This is a genomic window from Streptomyces violaceoruber, from assembly GCF_033406955.1.
Taxonomy (GTDB): domain Bacteria; phylum Actinomycetota; class Actinomycetes; order Streptomycetales; family Streptomycetaceae; genus Streptomyces; species Streptomyces violaceoruber.
On record NZ_CP137734.1, the window covers coordinates 4,735,265 to 4,754,901 of the forward strand.

A 19,637-nucleotide genomic window follows, 5' to 3' on the forward strand; every position below is an offset into this window, starting at 1 on the left:
ACCTCTCGACCGGCACCGCTCGCGCCGCAATCATGAGCACCGACCCCACGAAGGAGGACGGTGTGGAGCCAGCGGAACTCCGCCGCGCAGTCGAGGCCGGCCGGACCGCCGCTTCGGAGCAGGGCCTCCGGGCCGACGAGGTGGTCGTCGTCCACAACTCGGACCGCGTCGTACTGCGCCTGCTGCCCTGTGACGTTCTGGCCAGGGTCGCGCCCCCGGGGCATCTGTCCGACTCCGCCTTCGAAGTGGAGGTAGCTCACCGGCTCACCGACGCCGGCGCTCCGGTGGGCCGGCTCGACCCCCGGACCGACCCCAGGGTCCAGGTGCGCGACACCTTCGCCGTCTCGCTCTGGACCTACTACCCGCCGGTGGGACCGGAGATCGCGCCGGCCGACTACGCGGACGCGCTCATGCGGCACCACGCCGCCCTGCGCCGGATCGACGTGGACGCACCGCACTTCAGCGACCGAGTGGCCGTGGCGCTGACAGGCGTGGACGACCGGGAGCGGTCACCCGAGCTGTCCGAGTCCGACCGGGGTTTCCTCCGCGACGCACTCAGTGGCCTGAGCGCCGAGATCGGCGCCGACCCGGCACGCGACCAACTGCTGCACGGCGAGCCGCACCCGGGAAACCTCCTGAACACGCGCCAAGGCCCGCTCTTCGTCGACCTCGCCACCTGCTGCCGCGGGCCGGTCGAGTTCGACCTCGCCCATGGGCCCGAGGAGGCGGCGGAGCACTACGCGGGCGCCGACCAGGCCCTGACGCACCGGTGCCGCGCGCTGAACTGGGCGCTGTTCGCCGCCTGGCGCTGGCGCCGGGACGACCAGATGCCCGACCGTGAGCACTGGCGGGCGGAAGGGCTCGACCGGGTGCGAGCCGCGCTCGACCGGATCTGAGACCTGAGACCTGAGCGCCGAGCCCGGCGTCACGGCTTCCGGGACATCCCCTGGGAGGCCTCCCGGGACATGTCCCGGGCCGACGACGACGCCCCGCTCTTCGACCGGTCCGGCAGCATCGGGTAGCTCCCCGTGTTGGTCGGCGCGTGTTCCGGGAGCCACAGGACGGCGACCGCCCCCTCGGCCGGTATGTGCGCGGGGGCACCGGCCGGGCGTACGTTGCGGAAGGTGAGGCGGGCGCCCAGGACGCGGGCCTGACCGGCCGCGATGGTCAGGCCGAGGCCGTGTCCGCGGCCGGCCCGGTCCGTGCTGCCGGTGCGGAACCGGCTCGGGCCCTCGGCCAGCAGGTCCTCCGGGAAGCCCGGCCCGTGGTCGCGGACCCGGATCACCCGGCCCTCGACGCTGACCTCGACGGGGGAACGGCCGTGCCGGGCGGCATTGGCGAGCAGGTTGAACAGCACGCGTTCCAGGCGGCGCGGGTCGGTGGTGACCTCCGACTCGTGGATCACCCGCACCTCGACGGTGGGGTCCTTGGCGGCGACCCGCCGGGACACGAAGTCGCCCAGCATGATGTCCTGCAACTCGGCCCGCTCCGAGGCCCCGTCGAGCCGGGCCACCTCAAGGACGTCCTCGACGAGCGTGCGCATCGCCTTCGCCCGGTCGAGGACCAGCTCGGTAGGCCGGCCCGGCGGCAGCAGCTCGGCGGCCGTGAGCAGACCGGTGACCGGGGTGCGCAGCTCGTGCGCGATGTCCGCGGTGACCCGGCGCTCGGCCTCGATGCGCTGCTGCAAGGCGTCCGCCATCGCGTCCACGGCGCGCGCGACGTCGTCCGTCTCGTCCCGCACGACGCCGCCGATGGCGTCCCGCACCCGGACGTCCGCCTCACCGCTCGCGACCCGGTTCGCGGCGGCGGCGGCCTCGCGCAGCCGGCGCGAGAGCTGGCCGCCGATGAGCACGCCCAGCGCGCTGCCGCCGAGGACCACCGCGATGGAACCGATGACCAGGGCCTGGTCCAGGTCGCTGAGGATGTCGGCGCTGCGGTCGGTGAAACCGGAGTGCAGGGACATCACGTGCCCGTCCTTGAGCGGCACGGCCGCCCAGATGTCCGTCACACCGTCCGGCCGCTCGGAGACGTAGGTGGCCCGCCGTCCCGCGTCGATCTTGCGGCGCAGCTCCGGCGGCAGGGCCGGGTCGTCGATCTGGGCGTTGGGGAAGTTCTGCCGCCCGGACAGCTCGTAGTTGCGCTGGGCGATCAGGACCCGGTCGTCGGCGAGGTCACGGGCGTTGTCGAGCATCGACACCCGGGCTGCATTGTGCACGACCAGGCTCAGCGCGATGGCCACCAGCGCGCCGACCAGCGCGATGGCCGCGCTCAGCTTCCAGCGCAGCCCGGTGCGGATACCGCGGGCACGCAGCCCGCGCACACCGAGGACCCGCGGACGCCCGCCCGGTCCCGTACGCGCGCCCGGTCCCGCGTGCTCGCCGGACCCCGCGTGCTCGCCCGGCCCCGTGCGGTCGTACGGGTGACCCGGCGGCGAGACGCTCCGGCGTTGTCGGAAGAACCCCCGCATATCCCTGTATCCCCGCTCAGGCCTTCAACTTGTAGCCGAAACCGCGGACCGTCTCGATCCGGTCCTGGCCGATCTTGGTGCGCAGCCGCTGCACGTGCACGTCGACGACCCGGGTGTCCCCGCCCCAGCCGTAGTCCCACACCCGTTCCAACAGCTTGTCGCGCGAGAGGACGGTGCCCGGCGCGGAGGAGAACTCCAGCAGCAGCCGCATCTCGGTCGGCGTGAGCCCCACCGGCCGACCGGCCCGCCGCACCTCCATGCCGTCCGTGTCCACCTCCAGGTCGCCGAAGGTGAGCACGCCCCCGGTCTCCGCCGCACCGGCGCCCTCCGTCCGGTCGCCGCCCCCGGCATGCCCGAAGCGCCGCAGCACCGCGCGGATCCGGGCGACCAGCACGGCCCCGTCGAACGGCTTGGTGACGTAGTCGTCGGCGCCCGCCTCCAGGCCCAGGACGACGTCGATGGAGTCCGCCCGCGCCGACAGCATGATCACCGGCACCGTGGACTCGTCCCGGATCCGCCGGCACAGGCTGACGCCGTCGAGGCCGGGAAGCATGACGTCGAGGAGGGCGATGTCGGGACGGTCGGCCCGGAAGGACTCCAGGCCGGAGAGTCCGTCGGGCATCGCGGTGACCGCGAAGCCGTCCCGCTCGAGGGCGAGCTGGGTGGCCTCGCGGATGACATCGTCGTCCTCGACGAACAGGACGTGGGTCTGATCTGCCATCCCGGTGCTCTCAGTCCTCAGGGTGTGGTCGGGTCGAACGGGCCGCCGGTACGCGTACCGCGCTCACTGGGTCATCGGTGCGAGCGGTCCGGTCGGTTCACGCCGGTCGGTTCACGCCGGTCGGGGCGGCCGGCGGTTCAGCTGTCCGGCTCCGGCGCCGGGGTGGGCGCGTTGCCCGCGGCCTTGCTGTAGTCGTTGTGGGTGCGGTACTCCTCGGTGAACCGGTCCGACGCCCAGCGGTACGTGATCACGTTCTCGCCGGACGGACTCGACACCGGGTCGCCCTTGTCGTACACCTGCTTGGTCACCACCAGGTCCCCGCGGTCGATCTCCGCGTAGACCGGAGGCTCCTCGGCCTTGAACACATTCTGGTACGCGCCGTCCTCCTCGCGGTACACGTAACTGCCCACACCCACCGCGTCACCGCACGTCAGCACGTTGACGACGACGTCGTCCGCCGAGCCGTCCGTCACCTTCCCGTACGACACGTCGATCGGGTACTCGTCGGCGACACAGGGCTTCAGCTCACGCTTGACCTCGGGGGACACCTTGGGATCGGCCTTGACGAGCCGCACCGCGTCGACGCGGTCGGGGGCCTTGGAGGGGGACGCCTTCGCCGCGGGGGCGGGGGACGCGGAGCCCGCGCCGCCCACCGCGTCCGCGTGGGCCGGCCCCTCGTCCCGGGCGCCGGTACCCCCGGTCCCGCAGCCGGCCAGGGAAACGCCGAGGGCGACGAACACGGCCACCGCCGTACTCGCCGCCTGCGTGGTTCTCCGGGTCCCCCCGGGTGTCCGACCGTCGGTCAGGCCGCGCAACGCTCCCGCTCCTCACGCTCCAGCGCCCGTGCGTCCAGATCGCGGGCGACCAGCTCCTCGCGGAGCCGGGCGAGCGCCCGGTGCAGCGTGCTCTTGACCGTTCCCGCCGACATTCCGAGGGCGGCGGCGGTCTCCTCCGTCGACATCTGCTCCCAGTGTCGCAGCACGACGACGCTGCGCTGCTTCGGGGCGAGCACCTTCAGGACGTCCATCAGCAGGGCGCGGTCCGCGTGCTGCTCGGTGGCGTCGTCCATGGGGGACTCGGGGAGCTGCTCGGTCGGCACCTCCTCCAGCTTCCGCGCCCGCCACCACTCGGTCCGGGTGTTGATCATCACCCGGCGCAGGTAGGCGTCCGCGAGCCGCTTGTCCTCGATGGTCTCCCAGCGCCCGTACGTCCGCGCCAGCGCGGTCTGCAACAGGTCCTGGGCGTCGACGGGGTCGGGGACCAGGCGCCTGGCGCTGCGCAGCAGCGCGTCCTGCCGGGTGCGGACGTACTCCTCGAACTCGAGCACCTCGCCCATGTCAACCGCCTTCCGATCCCCGTACTCCGACGGTGGTCACCGCCGGCCCACTGCCTGTGGTCCGTAGTCGTGCTGTGCCCGGGGGGCACACAAACGAAGGTAGGGAAGCGTTGTCACGGCGCTGTGCGATGCAGCCTGCGGCAAACCCTCGGCTGTCCGTCGGTTGTGTAACGGAAGGAGGAACCGGGTGAATCGACAGCCCACTTGATACCGACTTGAGGCGATTTGTCCGTCACGGGGGCGGTCACAGAGAACACGGTGACGCCGCGGGAACCGTCACAGAGGCAGGCGACTGTGCGTCAGCTCAGCGGCAGCCGGTACAGACCGTCCGCCAGCGGCTCCACCAGACCGTCGGCCACCAGGCCGTCCAGGGCGCGGGCACGCTGGACCGGCTCCTGCCACACCTGGTCGAGGGCTGCCTGCGGCACCGGCCCGGCCGCGTCCCGCAGCACCGCGAGCAGCCGCCCGCGCACCTGCCGGTCGGTGCCCGCGTACGTCTGGCCGCGCCGCGGCGGTCCGTCGTGGGCGGGCTTGCCGGCCAGGCGCCAGGCGCACTGGGCCGCGATCGGGCAGCGGTGGCACGACTCCTTCTTCGCCGTGCAGACCAGCGCACCCAGCTCCATCGAGGCGGCGGCCCAGCGGGCGGCCCTCTCCTGCTCCTCGGGCAGCAGCGCCCGCGCCAGCTTCCGCTCGGCGGCGGTGGTGGCGTTCGGCGGGTACTGCACACCGGTGACCGCGCGGGCGAGGACCCGGCGGACGTTGGTGTCCAGCACGGCGTGCCGCTGGCCGTACGCGAAGGAGGCGACCGCCGCGGCCGTGTACTCGCCGATGCCGGGCAGCGCCAGCAGCTGGGCGTGGTCGGCGGGTACGTCGCCGCCGTGCCGTTCCGTTATGGCCGCCGCGGCGCCGTGCAGGCGCAGGGCCCGGCGCGGGTAGCCGAGCCGCCCCCAGGCGCGCACGGCCTCGCCGGGCGCCTCCGCGGCGAGGTCGGCGGGGCGCGGCCAGCGGGCCAGCCACTGCTCGTAGACGGGCTGGACACGGCTGACCGGCGTCTGCTGGAGCATGAACTCGCTGACCATCACACCCCAGGCGCCGGCCTCGGGGCGCCGCCACGGCAGATCGCGGGCGTGCTCGTCGAACCAGTCGATGACGGGGGCGTGCAGCGGCACACCGGACGCGGCGGGGTCGGAGGGTCCGCCTGGCGAGGGCTTCGTGGGCGCAGTCATGTCCCTCCGATCCTGCCACGGGAGGACCGCCGCACGGGAACACCGCCACCCGGAGACCGTCGCGGACGTCGTCGGGCCCCTCCGTGTCCCGTCGGCAGGGGCTCCGGAACGGTCTCCGGAATGATGATCCGTAAAAGTTGCGGGCCCAAACGGCGGGTGGGACAAGGGAACGCGCCGATCTCTCGTACAGTTTGCGCCGTGGGATCTCTGCGCAATCCGGTCGGGCCGCTTCCCTCCACCATCTACTGGCGACGGAGGGCCGTACTGCTGTCTCTTTTCGCCCTGTTGGCGCTATTGATCACGTGGATCGTGGTCTCCGGCGGCGGGGACGGCGGCAAGGGCCGCGAGGACGGGGCCAACGGCAAGAACCCGGCACCGTCGATCACTCCGGGTCCCTCGGGGTCCGGCCCGGCGATCAGCCAGGCGCCGGGCGGACGCGACGAGTCGGGGAGCGGCGACTCCAACGGCTCGGGTTCCGGGTCGGGTTCCGGCGGCGGTAGCGCCGGGAACGGTTCCGGGTCCGGCGGCGGTGAGTCCGGCGGCGGATCGGCCGGGTCGGGAAGCGCCGGAGGCGGCGGGGGCGGCGCGGTGACCGGCGTCGGCGCGGACGACGCGCTGCCGGCCGGGTCGAGCCTGCCCAACTGCACGCCCGGCGCGGTGAAGTTCAGCCTGCGCAGCGTCCGCAACAGCTACTCGCCCGGACAGACCCCCGCGTTCGAACTGACCGCGCGGAACACGTCCGGCGGCGACTGCGAGGTCGATCTCGGCCCGAAGCACGCGGTGTTCACCATCACCCCGGCCAGCGGCGACGACGCCTACTGGGCCTCCGACGACTGCGTCGAGGGCGCGGGCAGCCTGCGCTACCGGGTGACCGCCGGCAGCGGCATCACGTACACCGTGAAGTGGGACCGCAAGCCGAGCGCTCCCGAGTGCGGTACGCCGCCGGCGGGTTCGGCCAAGGCGGGCACCTACCTGGTGGAGGCCAAGGCGGCGGGCTTCGAGAAGGTCCAGACGTCGTTCGTCCTCAAGAACGACTGACCCGAGGCGCGGCCGCCGCCCCGGGTCCGCCACGCGTCAGACGTAACGCTCCAGGATCGACGACTCCGCCAGCCGCGACAGCCCCTCCCGCACGCTGCGCGCCCGCGCCTCGCCGACACCGTCCACCGTCTGGAGGTCGTCCACACTCGCCGCGAGCAGCTTCTGCAGGCCGCCGAAGTGCTCCACCAGCCGGTCGATGATCGCGCCCGGCAGCCGCGGCACCTTGGCCAGCAGCCGGAACCCGCGCGGCGACACCGCGGAGTCCAGCGTCTCGGGCGAACCGGTGTACCCCAGGGCCCGCGCCACCGTGGACAGCTCCAACAGCTCGGCATGGCTGAGCTTGTCCAGCTCGGCGAGCGCCTCGTCGACCGTACGGGACCGCTTGGCGGTCGGCTCGGGCACGTAGTCCCGCACGACCAGCTCGCGCTCCGGCTCCACACCGGCGATCAACTCGTCCAACTGCAGCGCCAGCAGCCGCCCGTCCGTCCCCAGCTCCACCACGTACTCGGCGATCTCGGTGGCGATCCGGCGCACCATCTCCAGCCGCTGCGCGACCGCCGAGACGTCCCGCACCGTCACCAGGTCCTCGATCTCCAGGGCCGACAGCGTGCCCGCGACCTCGTCGAGGCGCAGCTTGTACCGCTCCAGGGTCGCCAGCGCCTGATTGGCCCGCGACAGAATCGCGGCCGAATCCTCCAGCACCCGCCGCTGCCCGTCCACGTACAGGGCGATCAGCCGCATCGACTGCGAGACCGACACGACGGGGAACCCGACCTGCTTGCTGACTCGGTCGGCCGTCCGGTGCCGCGTGCCGGTCTCCTCCGTCGGAATGGTCGGATCGGGGAGGAGCTGCACCCCCGCCCGCAGGATCTTCGACAGGTCCGAGGAGAGCACGATGCCGCCGTCGAGCTTGCACAGCTCGCGCAGCCGGGTCGCGGTGAACTCGACGTCCAGCACGAAACCGCCCGTGCACATCGACTCGACGGTCTTGTCGGAACCCAGCACGATCAGACCGCCGGTGTTGCCGCGCAGGACCCGCTCCAGGCCGTCGCGCAGGGAGGTGCCGGGCGCCACGGCGCTCAGTGAGGCGCGCATCAGGCCATCGGCACCGGCACTCCCACCGGACTTTCCGGGAGCTGCTGCCCGGTCGTTGGCTGCCACTGCACTCCTCCGGTCGCAGGTTCTTCTGGCGCTCCCGTGTCGCACACTCGGTCGTACGGACGGGCGAGACCAGGGCAAAGTCTACCGGCGGTCCTCCTCCTCCCGTGTGGCCTCTCGCCGACGCGAGCGCGGAAGCACCCGCAGGGCGTCCCCCATGTCCGCGACTTCCAGGACCTTCATGCCGTCGGGGACCCGGCCCGGATCGGCCGGGACCAGGGCGTGCGTGAAGCCCAGCCGATGCGCTTCGGAGAGCCTGCGCTGCACCCCCGTGACCCGTCTCACCTCTCCCGCGAGCCCGACTTCGCCGATCGCGACGAGGTTCTTGGGCAGCGGGGTGTCACTGGCCGCACTCGCCAACGCCAGGGCGATGGCGAGGTCGGCGGCCGGCTCGGAGAGCTTCACCCCGCCCACCGTCGCGCTGTAGATGTCCCTCTTCCCCAGCGCACTGATGCGCCCGCGCTGCTCCAGCACGGCCAGCATCATCGACACCCGCGAGGTCTCGAGCCCCGAAGTCGTCCGCCGAGGCGACGGGATCTGCGAGTCCACGGTCAGCGCCTGCACCTCGGCGACCAGCGGCCGGCGCCCTTCCAGGGTGACGGTCAGACAGGTCCCGGGCACCGGCTCGGCCCGCCGGGTGAGAAACAGTCCACTGGGATCGGCAAGCCCCGTGATCCCTTCGTCGTGCAACTCGAAGCAACCGACCTCATCGGTCGTCCCGTACCGGTTCTTCACACCCCGCACCAGCCTCAGCCGCGCATGCCGGTCGCCCTCGAAATGCAGCACGACGTCCACGAGGTGCTCCAGCAGCCGCGGGCCCGCGATGGCCCCGTCCTTGGTGACATGGCCCACCAGGAGCGTGGACATGCCGCGTTCCTTGGAGGCCCGGATCAGCGCCCCCGCCACCTCCCGCACCTGAGCCATGCCGCCCGGCGCGCCGTCGATCTCGGGCGAGGCGACGGTCTGCACGGAGTCCAGGATCAACAGCGACGGCTTGACTGCGTCGAGGTGCCCGAGCACCGCCGCGAGATCCGTCTCGGCGGCGAGATACAGATGGTCGTCGATGGCATGGATCCGGTCGGCCCGCAGCCGCACCTGGCTGGCCGACTCCTCACCGGTGACGTACAACGTCCGGTGCTCGTCGCTCGCCGACTTGGCCGCGACGTCCAGCAGCAACGTGGACTTCCCGACGCCCGGCTCACCGGCGACCAGCACCACGGCCCCGGGCACCAGCCCGCCCCCCAGCACCCGGTCCAGCTCGGGCACGCCGGTGGAACGGGCGGTCGCCTGGCGCCCGTCGACCTGCCCGATCGGCACCGCGGACGTGGTCACGCGCCCCGGGGTGGTCGTACGCACGGCGGGCGCGCCGTACTCCTCGACCGTGCCCCAGGCCTGGCATTCGGGGCAGCGGCCGAGCCACTTGGCCGTCTGCCAGCCGCACTCGGTGCAGCGGTAGGACGGCCGTTCCTTGGCGGACTTCGTACGGGCAGCCATGCACGAACCGTAACCGCCCCCACTGACAGCCGACCCCGCGGTCCGTTCTCCGGCGTCCCGGGACGGGACCCGGCGTCGCACCCGGTGCCCGGGGCGGGTGTGGGCGCGAGGGGAAGCGCGGCCCGGCGTAACGGGGTGCCGCTGCGCCCACCCGTGCCGCCCCAGCGGCACGACTGCCCGCAGCTGGGGCGGGGGAGCCGCGTACGGCGAGGAGCGGGACGCGGGGCGTGGGCGGGGGGAGCCGCGTACGGCGAGGAGGGGGCGTGTCGGGGGGTGTCCGCCCGCAGCGGTTGGCGCGTCAACGCCCCGAGCCTTTTCAAGTGACCGATTCCGCGCCGTTCCGAGGACGGACACCCCCCGGCGCGCCCCCGACCCACCCACCGGACAAGCCGCGCAACGCGCACCCCCACCGAACCCGCACAGGCCGCCGCAGGCACCCCGAACGGACGACTCCGGCCCCGCCCCCGCCACGGAAGAACAGCTTCCTGTCCCCTTATGAGGGATCGTTTCACCCGTACGGATTAAAAGTGCCCAACGCGCCAGTTCGCGCCACCCATAGCCCCCTACGGTCGCCGAGTGATGAGGAGCAGTCCGGAAACCACGACCCGCACGACCGGCGCACACCGGGCGCACCGGGAAGCGCGTGACCGCACCGCGGCGAGGGCCCTGGCGCAGCCGCCGGCGCAGCGCCCACCCGCGCGTTACGCCGCATACGACGCGTATCTGGACGGCCTGTTCACGTACTGCCTGTCCGTGCTCTGCGACCACGACGCCGCGACCGCCGCCCTCGGCGACGTCCTCGCCATCGCCGAGCGCCGCGGCCACCGCGGCCCCGCCCCCGCGGCCGACCGCAGGTCCTGGCTGTACGCGCTGGCCCGCTGGGCCTGCCTGCGCAAGCTGGCCGAGGCCAAGCAGAAACGTCCGAGCACCCACGCGGCGGGCCGCCCGGCACCCGCCACCAGACAAACGGCGCAAACCACGCCGACCGCGCCCACCACCCCCACCAACGACGAGACCCACCAGCGGCACCGCAGCGAACTCGCCCTCCTCGCCTGGCCGGAGGCCGCCGGCACCACCCCCGAGCAGCGCGAGGCCCTCGAACTCGCCGTGCGCCACCACCTCGCCCCCCACGAGGTCGCCGCCGTCCTCGGCACGGACCTCGCCGCCACCAGGGAACTGCTCGCCTCGGCCGCCTGCGAGGTGGAACGCACCCGAGCCGCCCTGGCCGTCGTGGAGACCGGCACCTGCGCCGGCGTCGCCCGCCTCACCGGCGACAACCGGTACGTCCTCAGCACCGCCCTGCGCCGCGAACTGGTCCGGCACGTCGACGACTGCCCGCGCTGCCGCCGGACCGCCGAGCGCGCGATCCCCGGCCGCTGGCCCGGCACCAGCGTCACCCCCGCCGAGCTGCCCGTCCTGGAGGCCCCCCGCACCGCGCTGCACGTCGCCCTGGCCCACACCTCGCGCGCGCGAAGCGCCGCCCCCCGCTTCGACCGGCGCGGCTTCCCCATGGACCCCAAGGATCGCGCGGCCCGGCGGGACCGTCTGCGGGCCCGTGCCGTCACCACCACCGTCGTCGCCACCGTCGTCGCCGCCCCGGTGCTCGCCCTGTGGGCGGCCTACCGGGGAACCCCCGTCGTCGAGGGCGAGGAGGGCCGCTCGGCCAGCGCCAGCGAGGCGCAGGACCCGGACGCCACGGACGGCGAGTCGGCGGGCGGCGCCTACGGGTACGAGAACGCCGGCAACGCGAGCACCACCCCGGGCACCGGCTTCGGCGAGAAGGGCGGGGCCGACGTCTCCGTGGAGGTCGTCGGCGTCTCCGGAGCCAGTGGGAAGGCAGCCGGCCACCTGGAGGTGACGGCGGGCCACGACGGCGACACCACGCTGGTCACCCTGACCGCGACCGGCGACGCCCCGGTGCACTGGTCCGCGTCCGTCGGCGCCTCCTGGCTCTACCTGAGCCAGTCCTCGGGGACCCTGCGCCCCGGCGAGGCGGTGACGGTCAGGGTGTACGTCGACCACCTGCGCGAGCCGTCCGGCCGGTGGAGCGCACGGGTGGCCGTCTCGCCCGCCGGCGCCGTCGTGGCGATCGAGGGCTACGGCACCGCGCCCGCCCCGTCCCGCCCGGGCCCGCGCCCCGGCCCGCCGGACGACACGTCGTCCCCGTCCCACCCGGGCGGTGACCCGGACCCGGGCCCGGACCCGTCACCGTCCACGTCGCAGCCGCCCGACCCCACGCCCCCCGGCGACCCGTCGCCGACGCCGCCCGACCCGGACCCGACGACGAACGAACCGTCCCCGACCGGCGGCACGAACGGCTCGTCCCCACCACCGGGCAACAGCGACAGCGGCGCCCCGAGCCCGTCGGACTCGTAGACCGGCACGGAACGGGCCCCGGCCAGGGCCGCCGGTCAGGGCGGCCGGCCAGGGCCGCCGGTCTCAGCGGCCGGCGGGGTCCGCCGGATGCGGTGCCAGCAACGGCAGCTGCGAGGCCAGCCGCTCCTCGCACAGCTCGACCAGCCGGTCGTACCCCGCCTTGCCCATCAGCTCGACCAGCTCCGGCCGGTAGGAGACGTACACCGGGTCGCCCGCGCCGTGCGCCGAGGTCGCCGACGTGCACCACCAGTGCAGGTCGTGCCCGCCGGGACCCCACCCCCTCCGGTCGTACTCACCGATCGACACCTGCAGCACGCGCGTGTCGTCGGGCCGGTCGATCCACTCGTACGTCCGCCGGACCGGCAGCTGCCAGCACACGTCCGGCTTGGTCTCCAGCGGCTCCCGGCCCTCCTTGAGCGCCAGGATGTGCAGCGAGCACCCCGCACCGCCCGCGAACCCGGGCCGGTTCTGGAAGATGCACGAGCCCTGGAAGGGCCGGGTCTGCCGGGAGCCCTCGTCGTCCTCGGAGGTCCAGCCGTTCCGCGTGCCCTCGGCGTGGTGCTGCCAGATGTCCGGCGTGAGCCGCGCCACGTGCCCGGCGACCCGCTTCTCGTCGTCCTCGTCGGAGAAGTGCGCGCCCAGCGAGCAGCACCCGTCGTCCGCGCGGCCCGCCTGGATGCCCTGGCAGCCGCTGCCGAAGATGCAGTTCCAGCGGGAGGTCAGCCAGGTCAGATCGCACCGGAAGACCTGCTCGTCGTCCGCCGGATCCGGGAACTCCACCCACGCGCGCGCGAAGTCGAGTCCCTTCTCGTCGCCCGCGATGTGCTTCTTGTCCTTCTTGGCCGACTTTTCGTCCTTCGCCTTTTTCGTCTTTGGCACGGCTCCAGGGTAAGTCGCCCGAGCGCGAGGACGGCACCACCGCGACCGCCGCTGGCAGTAGCGTTCCGTACATGAGACTCGGTGTCCTCGACGTGGGTTCGAACACGGTGCATCTGCTGGTGGTGGACGCGCACCCCGGAGCCCGCCCGCTGCCCGCCCACTCGCACAAGGTGGAACTGCGCCTCGCCCAGCTCCTCGACGAGGACGGGGCGATCGGCCCCGACGGTGTCGACCAGCTGGCCGCGGTCGTCCGGGAGGCGCTCCAGGCGGCCGAGGACAAGGGCGTCGAGGACCTCCTGCCGTTCGCCACCTCGGCCGTGCGCGAGGCCAGCAACGCCGACGACGTCCTCGCGCGCGTGCGCGCCGAGACCGGCGTCGAGCTGACCGTCCTCACCGGCGCCGAGGAGGCCCGGCTCACCTTCCTCGCCGCCCGCCGCTGGTTCGGCTGGTCCGCGGGCAGGCTGCTGGTCCTCGACATCGGCGGCGGCTCCCTGGAGATCGCGTACGGCATGGACGAGGAACCGGACGCCGCCGTGTCGCTGCCGCTCGGCGCGGGCCGGCTGACCGCGGCCCGGCTGCCCGACGACCCGCCCCACCCGGACGACGTCAGGGCGCTGCGCCGCCACGTCCGTACGGAGATCGCCCGGACGGTCGGCGAGTTCAGCCGCCTCGGCGCCCCCGACCACGTGGTCGCCACCTCGAAGACCTTCCGGCAGCTGGCCCGTATCACCGGCGCCGCCCGCTCCGCCGAGGGCCTCTACGTCCAGCGCGAGCTGAAGCGTGCCTCGCTGGAGGCCTGGGTGCCCCGCCTGGCCGCCATGACCAGCACCGAGCGCGCCGAGCTCCCCGGCGTCTCCGAGGGCCGCGCGCACCAGCTCCTGGCCGGCGCCCTGGTGGCCGAGGGCGCGATGGACCTCTTCCGCGTGGAGAGCCTGGAGATCTGCCCGTGGGCGCTCCGGGAGGGCGTGATCCTGCGCAGGCTGGATCACATGGGCCAGTAAGGACGGGCGAGCAACCACCACGCACCCCGCGCCCGCCTCGCCTCGCCCCGCCCCCGCCCCGCGCCCGCCTCGCCCCCCCGACTCTCGCCTCGCCCCCCGGGCCCCACCTATGGCACTCACCACAACGCCGAACGGGCACCCCGCACCCACCCGACCCCACCCCGTAACCTGACCCCCGTGGCAAAACCAAGCGACGCCGTCCGCATCCAGGACACGAAGGTCGCCCTGTCGACGGCTTCCGTCTACCCGGAGTCGACGGCGACGGCCTTCGAGATCGCCGCCCGCCTCGGTTACGACGGCGTGGAGGTGATGGTCTGGACGGACCCGGTCAGCCAGGACATCGAGGCGCTGCGCAGGCTCAGCGACTACCACCGCATGCCGATACTCGCCGTGCACGCACCGTGTCTCCTCATCACCCAGCGCGTCTGGTCCACCGACCCCTGGGTCAAGCTCCAGCGCGCCCGCGCCGCCGCCGAGAAGCTCGGCGCGTCCACCGTCGTCGTGCACCCCCCGTTCCGCTGGCAGCGCCAGTACGCGCGCGACTTCGTCGACGGCATCTGGCGGATGGCCGACGAGACGGACGTCCGCTTCGCCGTCGAGAACATGTACCCCTGGCGCTACCGCGACCGCGAGATGCAGGCCTACGCCCCCGACTGGGACGTGACGAAGGACGACTACCGGCACTTCACGATCGACCTCAGCCACGCCGCGACCTCCCGCACCGACACCCTCGACATGATCGACCGCATGAGCGACCGCCTCGGCCACGTCCATCTGGCCGACGGCAAGGGCTCCGCCAAGGACGAGCACCTCGTCCCCGGCCGCGGCAACCAGCCCTGCGCCGAGGTGCTGGAGCGCCTCGCGCACACCGGCTTCGACGGCCACGTCGTCATCGAGGTCAACACCAGGCGCGCGATGTCCGGCGCCGAACGCGAGGCCGATCTCGCCGAGGCACTGGCCTTCACCCGCCTGCACCTGGCGCAGACCGTGTCCCCGGTGCCGGGCGGCCCGGCGACGCGGACGGACCGCCGGTGAACGGCGACGCCGGCGGGACCACCCGGCGCCGCGGCCGCCCGCCCGGTACGGAGTCCGGGGACACCCGCGACCGCATCCTCACCACCGCCCGCGAGGAGTTCTCCGAGCGCGGCTACGAGAAGACCTCCGTGCGCGGCATCGCCAAGGCGGCAGGCGTGGACCCCGCGCTGGTCCACCACTACTTCGGCACCAAGGAGCAGGTCTTCGAGGCGGCCATCGAGGTCGCCTTCGCACCGGCCCTGCGGGCCCCCGACGCGATCGGCGACGCCCCCCTCGACGAGGTCGGCGAGCGGCTCACCCGCTTCATCCTCGGCCTCTGGGAGAACCCGGCCAGCCGGACGCCGCTGCTGGCCATCGTCCGCTCCGCCGTGAACAACGAGACCGCCGCCACCGTCTTCCGCCGGCTGATCGCCACCCAGGTGCTGCGCCGGGTCGCCGCCCAGCTGCACCTGCCGGACGCGGAACTGCGCGTCGAACTGGCGGCGGCGCAGCTGGTGGGGTGCGCGATGCTCCGCTACGTGATCAAGGTGGAACCGCTGGCCTCGGCCGACCCGGAGCAGATCGTCGCCCGCCTGGCCCCGGTCGTCCAGGGCCACCTCACCGGCCCCTGAGGCACGCATGAGGCACGCCTGACGCCATCCCCGACGCCACCCGCCGACGGCGTACGACGAGACGCGCGTCCCGCATTCCGGACACCCTGTCCCGACCCCTGGATGACCGGCGTACGCTCGACGGCAGTCATAACTCTCCGAAGGAGCGAGCGACGATGCCCGAACTGAGGTCCCGCACAGTCACCCACGGCCGCAACATGGCGGGCGCCCGCGCCCTTATGCGTGCCTCCGGTGTACCCGGCGCGGACATCGGGCGGAAGCCGATCATCGCCGTCGCCAACAGCTTCACGGAGTTCGTGCCGGGCCACACGCACCTGGCCCCCGTCGGCCGCATCGTCAGCGAGGCGGTCACCGCGGCCGGCGGCATCCCGCGCGAGTTCAACACGATCGCCGTGGACGACGGCATCGCCATGGGCCACGGCGGCATGCTCTACAGCCTCCCCTCCCGCGACCTGATCGCGGACAGCGTGGAGTACATGGTCGAGGCGCACTGCGCCGACGCCCTGATCTGCATCTCCAACTGCGACAAGATCACCCCGGGCATGCTCAACGCGGCGCTCCGCCTGAACATCCCCACGGTCTTCGTCTCCGGCGGACCCATGGAGTCCGGCCGCGCCACCCTGGTCGACGGCACGGTCCGCACCCTCGACCTGGTCGACGCGATGTCGGAGGCGGTCAACGACAAGATCTCCGACGCGGACATCCTCCGCATCGAGGAGAACGCCTGCCCGACCTGCGGCTCCTGTTCCGGCATGTTCACCGCCAACTCGATGAACTGCCTGACCGAGGCCATCGGCCTCTCCCTGCCCGGCAACGGCTCGGTCCTGGCCACCCACACCGCCCGCAAGACGCTCTACGAGAACGCCGCCCGCACGGTGCTCGACCTGACCCGCCGCTACTACGAGCAGGACGACGACTCGGTCCTGCCGCGCAACATCGCCACCCCCGCCGCCTTCGGCAACGCCATGGCGCTGGACATCGCGATGGGCGGCTCCACCAACACGATCCTGCACCTGCTGGCCGCCGCCCAGGAGGCCGAGGTCTCCTACGGCCTCGCCGAGATGGACGCCCTCTCGCGCAGCGTCCCCTGCCTGGCCAAGGTCGCGCCCAACGTGGCCAAGGACCGCACGTACTACATGGAGGACGTGCACCGCGCCGGCGGCATCCCCGCCCTCCTCGGCGAACTGCACCGCGGCGGCCTGCTCAACGAGGACGTCCACTCCGTCCACAGCCCGTCCCTGGCCGACTGGCTGAAGACCTGGGACGTGCGCGGCGGCTCCCCCTCCAAGGAGGCGGTCGAGCTGTGGCACGCGGCCCCCGGCTGCGTCCGCTCCGCCGAGGCCTTCTCCCAGTCCGAGCGCTGGGACACCCTGGACGAGGACGCCGAGGGCGGCTGCATCCGCTCCGTCGAGCACGCCTACTCCAAGGACGGCGGCCTCGCGGTCCTGCGCGGCAACCTCGCCGTCGACGGCTGCGTCGTCAAGACGGCCGGCGTCGACGAGTCCATCTGGACCTTCGAGGGCCCGGCGGTCGTCTGCGAGTCGCAGGAGGAGGCCGTCCAGAAGATCCTCACCCAGCAGGTCAAGGAGGGCGACGTCGTCGTCATCCGCTACGAGGGCCCCAAGGGCGGCCCCGGCATGCAGGAGATGCTCTACCCGACCTCGTACCTGAAGGGCCGCGGCCTCGGAAAGGCCTGCGCCCTGGTCACCGACGGCCGCTTCTCGGGTGGCACCTCGGGCCTGTCCATCGGCCACGCCTCGCCGGAGGCGGCGGCCGGCGGCACCATCGCCCTGGTCGAGGACGGCGACCGCATCCGCATCGACATCCCGAACCGCTCCATCGAGCTGCTCGTGGACGACGCCGAGCTGACCCGACGCGAGCAGGCCCTGAACGGCGTGTACGCCCCGAAGAACCGCGACCGCAAGGTCTCCGCGGCCCTCAAGGCGTACGCCGCGATGGCCACCAGCGCCGACAAGGGCGCGGTCCGCGACGTCAGCAAGCTGGGCTGAGACCCACCGGGGGACCCGGGGCGGGTTACCAGCCTCCCGGGTCCCGCCCCGCCACCCCGAACACGGTCCCGTCGGGCGCCCCCGCGTACACGTGCCCGCCCGCGAGCAGCGGCGCGGGCAGTGACGCGGGCACCGTGTCGGAGTCGGCGCCGAGCCGGGGCCGGGTCTGCCCGAGGAGCTTGCCCTTGCGCGCGTCGACGCCGAGGAGCCGCCCGTCGGGCGCGGTGACGTACACGTGCCGCCCGTCGGAGACCGGCGCCGAGCCCCGGCTCACGCCCGTCTCCAGCCGCCAGGCCTGCTTCTCCGCCGCCATGTCGACGGCGACCAGTGACCCGCCCGCGCCCATGAGGTACACGGTGTCCCCGCGCACGCCCGCCGACGCCGACGCCTGCTCGACCGGGATCGGCAGCTTCACCCGCCGGGTCGCCCCGGTGGCGGGCGTGTAGCGGACCACGGCCGTGACGTCGCCGTAGGTCGCCCCCTCGACGACGAGGAACACGGAACCGTCCGCCGTCCCCACGGGCGTCAGCGCCCCCGCCAGCTCCGTGTCCCAGCGCACGTCCCCGCCGGCCGGGTCCACCGCGGTGACGTGGGTCCGGCGCCCGTCCGCGCTCTGGCTCGTCGCGTACGCCGCCGGATGCCGCTCCCCGGCGAACGAGGTGAAGTACGGCACCGCCTGCCCGGGGATCCGGTGCGTCCACCGCGTCCGCCCCGAGGAGCTGTCCACGCCGGTGACCATCCCGTCGGCGCGGGTGAGCAGCAGCATGTCGCCGACGGTGCGCAGTCCGTCGTACGCGGGCATGTCCTCCTGCCACTCCGGCTCGCCCGTCGCGGGGTCGAGCGCCTCCAGCGGGCCCAGGAGGCCGACCTCGGGCTGCACGAGCCCGCCCGACACGACCGGCGGTTCGCTGCGCACGGTCTCCTCGACGGGGTGCCGCCACAGCGTGCTCCCGTCGGCCGGATCGAGGGCGAAGACCACGCCGGGACGGGCGCACAGCAGCCGCCGCGCCGCGTACGAGCACTGCGGCATCCCGCCGCCCTGCGCCGCGGGCACCGCCTCCCACGCCCCGAAACCGCCCGGCGCGCTCTGCGCGGTGGGCGTGCCCGCGGGCTCGGAACCGCCGAACGCCTGCACGGCGACGAGGCTCCCGACCACGGCGAGCCCCACCGCCCCGGCGACGAGTGCCGACCGCTTCCCGAGCCGCCGCAGGACCCGCCCGGACCGCTCGGACGGCTCGGACCGCTCGGACAGCTCGACGGAAGCCCGCGGCGCAGGTTCCGCACCGGCCTCCGCCGGGGTCTCGGCCCGCTCCGTCCGCGGTGCCGGTATGAACACCTGTGTGTCGTAGGCCGCCGCGACCGACCGCAGCTCCCGCATCAACTCGTCCGGAGTCGGCCGGTCCTCCGGCTCCTTGGCGAGGCACCGCAGCACCAGCGGCGCCAGCGAGTCCGGAACGCCGGTCAGGTCGGGCTCGTCGTGCACGACCTGGTACGCGACGACATAAGGGCTGTCGGAGTCGAAGGGCCCCCGCCCGGTCGCCGCGTGCACCATCAGCGAACCGAGGGTGAAGACGTCGGCCGCGGGCCCCACCTCCCGGGGCCGCCGGAACTGCTCGGGCGCCATGTACGGCGGCGTACCGATCAACTTCCCCGTCTCGGTGCGCAGTTCGCTGTCCTTGGGCCGGGAGATGCCGAAGTCGATGACCTTCGGACCGTCCTCGGCGAGCAGGACGTTGCTCGGTTTGAGGTCCCGGTGCACGACGCCGACCCGGTGGATGTCGCGCAGCGCCTCGGCGAGTCCGGCCATCAGCCGCCGCAGCTGGGGCTCGTCCATCGGCCCGTTCCGCTTCACCTGCTCCGAGAGCGTCGGACCGGGGATGAACAGCGTCGCCATCCAGGGCCGTCCGGCCTCCGGATCGGCGTCCACGACCGGTGCCGTGAAGGCCCCGCTCACCCGCCGGGCCGCCGCCACCTCCTGCCGGAAACGCCCTCTGAACTCGGGGTCCCTGGCATACGTCGCGTGTACGACCTTGACCGCGACGCGCATCCCGGAGGTGCTGCGGGCCAGGTGCACGACGCCCATGCCGCCCGAGCCGAGGCGGGACTCCAGCCGGTAGTGGCCGGCGTACTCCGGAAGTTCCGCTTCCGCGTCCGCTCCGGCATCCCGCTGCGGCGCCATGGAACCACCCCCGTGCTGTTCGTTCGCGCGAGCGATGCTCGGAGCCTAGTCGATGGGGCGTACGGGACAGAGGCGGCCTGCCGACTCGCGCGTGCGCGTTGCGAACT

General features: G+C 73.4%; 16 protein-coding genes. 7 read left to right on the top strand and 9 right to left on the bottom strand.

The window, feature by feature from the left end; translation table 11 throughout:
• The first annotated feature begins 62 nt into the window (after window positions 1-62).
• The gene (locus R2E43_RS21375; protein ID WP_011028933.1) at window positions 63-896 is read left to right on the top strand and encodes a phosphotransferase; all 834 of its coding nucleotides are present in this window, start codon (window positions 63-65) and stop codon (window positions 894-896) included.
• A 29-nt stretch (window positions 897-925) separates the two neighbouring features.
• Here the strand turns inward: R2E43_RS21375 and cseC are convergent, their stop codons facing one another.
• The 5 genes from cseC to R2E43_RS21400 all read right to left on the bottom strand — a co-directional run bounded on the left by cseC (window position 926) and on the right by R2E43_RS21400 (window position 5,750).
• Window positions 926-2,467: a two-component system sensor histidine kinase CseC gene (cseC, locus tag R2E43_RS21380; protein ID WP_136208743.1), complete on the bottom strand. Its 1,542-nt coding sequence runs from the start codon at window positions 2,465-2,467 to the stop codon at window positions 926-928.
• Window positions 2,468-2,483: 16 nt separating this feature from the next.
• A complete protein-coding gene (gene cseB / locus R2E43_RS21385; protein WP_003975477.1) occupies window positions 2,484-3,188 on the bottom strand; it encodes a two-component system response regulator CseB in 705 nt (234 codons plus the stop codon).
• 137 nt (window positions 3,189-3,325) lie between these two features.
• Entirely contained in the window at window positions 3,326-4,003 is a 678-nt protein-coding gene (locus R2E43_RS21390; protein ID WP_003975478.1) for a hypothetical protein, read from the bottom strand.
• Window positions 3,991-4,524 carry a SigE family RNA polymerase sigma factor gene (locus R2E43_RS21395; RefSeq protein ID WP_003975479.1) on the bottom strand — a complete coding sequence of 178 codons (534 nt, stop codon included), beginning with the start codon at window positions 4,522-4,524 and terminating at the stop codon, window positions 3,991-3,993. Before R2E43_RS21395 ends, R2E43_RS21390 begins: the two co-directional genes overlap by 13 nt.
• Before the next feature lie 299 nt (window positions 4,525-4,823).
• Window positions 4,824-5,750, bottom strand: coding sequence for an HhH-GPD family protein (locus tag R2E43_RS21400; RefSeq protein ID WP_003975480.1), 927 nt, complete (start codon window positions 5,748-5,750; stop codon window positions 4,824-4,826).
• A 198-nt stretch (window positions 5,751-5,948) separates the two neighbouring features.
• On the opposite strand from R2E43_RS21400, the gene R2E43_RS21405 reads away from it, so the two are divergent.
• On the top strand, window positions 5,949-6,788 hold the full coding sequence (locus tag R2E43_RS21405; RefSeq protein WP_016326520.1) for a hypothetical protein: 840 nt from the start codon (window positions 5,949-5,951) through the stop codon (window positions 6,786-6,788).
• Between the two features lie 36 nt (window positions 6,789-6,824).
• Here R2E43_RS21405 and disA read toward each other — a convergent pair whose 3' ends face one another.
• Window positions 6,825-7,949: a DNA integrity scanning diadenylate cyclase DisA gene (gene disA, locus R2E43_RS21410; protein WP_003975482.1), complete on the bottom strand. Its 1,125-nt coding sequence runs from the start codon at window positions 7,947-7,949 to the stop codon at window positions 6,825-6,827.
• Window positions 7,950-8,030: 81 nt separating this feature from the next.
• Window positions 8,031-9,440 (bottom strand): DNA repair protein RadA, encoded by a 1,410-nt coding sequence (gene radA / locus R2E43_RS21415; RefSeq protein ID WP_003975483.1) that lies wholly within the window; start codon window positions 9,438-9,440, stop codon window positions 8,031-8,033.
• Between the two features lie 579 nt (window positions 9,441-10,019).
• On the opposite strand from radA, the gene R2E43_RS21420 reads away from it, so the two are divergent.
• The gene (locus R2E43_RS21420) at window positions 10,020-11,816 is read left to right on the top strand and encodes a BACON domain-containing protein (RefSeq protein ID WP_332056478.1); all 1,797 of its coding nucleotides are present in this window, start codon (window positions 10,020-10,022) and stop codon (window positions 11,814-11,816) included.
• A 63-nt stretch (window positions 11,817-11,879) separates the two neighbouring features.
• Here the strand turns inward: R2E43_RS21420 and R2E43_RS21425 are convergent, their stop codons facing one another.
• Window positions 11,880-12,695, bottom strand: coding sequence for a hypothetical protein (locus R2E43_RS21425; protein ID WP_003975485.1), 816 nt, complete (start codon window positions 12,693-12,695; stop codon window positions 11,880-11,882).
• 71 nt (window positions 12,696-12,766) lie between these two features.
• On the opposite strand from R2E43_RS21425, the gene R2E43_RS21430 reads away from it, so the two are divergent.
• From R2E43_RS21430 to ilvD, 4 genes are all read left to right on the top strand, one after another.
• Window positions 12,767-13,696 (top strand): Ppx/GppA phosphatase family protein, encoded by a 930-nt coding sequence (locus tag R2E43_RS21430; RefSeq protein ID WP_011028926.1) that lies wholly within the window; start codon window positions 12,767-12,769, stop codon window positions 13,694-13,696.
• A gap of 177 nt (window positions 13,697-13,873) precedes the next feature.
• On the top strand, window positions 13,874-14,731 hold the full coding sequence (locus R2E43_RS21435; RefSeq protein WP_003975487.1) for a sugar phosphate isomerase/epimerase family protein: 858 nt from the start codon (window positions 13,874-13,876) through the stop codon (window positions 14,729-14,731).
• Window positions 14,728-15,342 carry a TetR/AcrR family transcriptional regulator gene (locus R2E43_RS21440; RefSeq protein ID WP_003975488.1) on the top strand — a complete coding sequence of 205 codons (615 nt, stop codon included), beginning with the start codon at window positions 14,728-14,730 and terminating at the stop codon, window positions 15,340-15,342. The genes R2E43_RS21435 and R2E43_RS21440 overlap by 4 nt, the downstream gene beginning before the upstream one ends.
• Before the next feature lie 155 nt (window positions 15,343-15,497).
• Entirely contained in the window at window positions 15,498-17,351 is a 1,854-nt protein-coding gene (gene ilvD, locus R2E43_RS21445) for a dihydroxy-acid dehydratase (protein ID WP_011028925.1), read from the top strand.
• A gap of 25 nt (window positions 17,352-17,376) precedes the next feature.
• Here the strand turns inward: ilvD and R2E43_RS21450 are convergent, their stop codons facing one another.
• A complete protein-coding gene (locus R2E43_RS21450) occupies window positions 17,377-19,530 on the bottom strand; it encodes a serine/threonine-protein kinase (RefSeq protein ID WP_319130324.1) in 2,154 nt (717 codons plus the stop codon).
• Window positions 19,531-19,637: the final 107 nt, after the last annotated feature.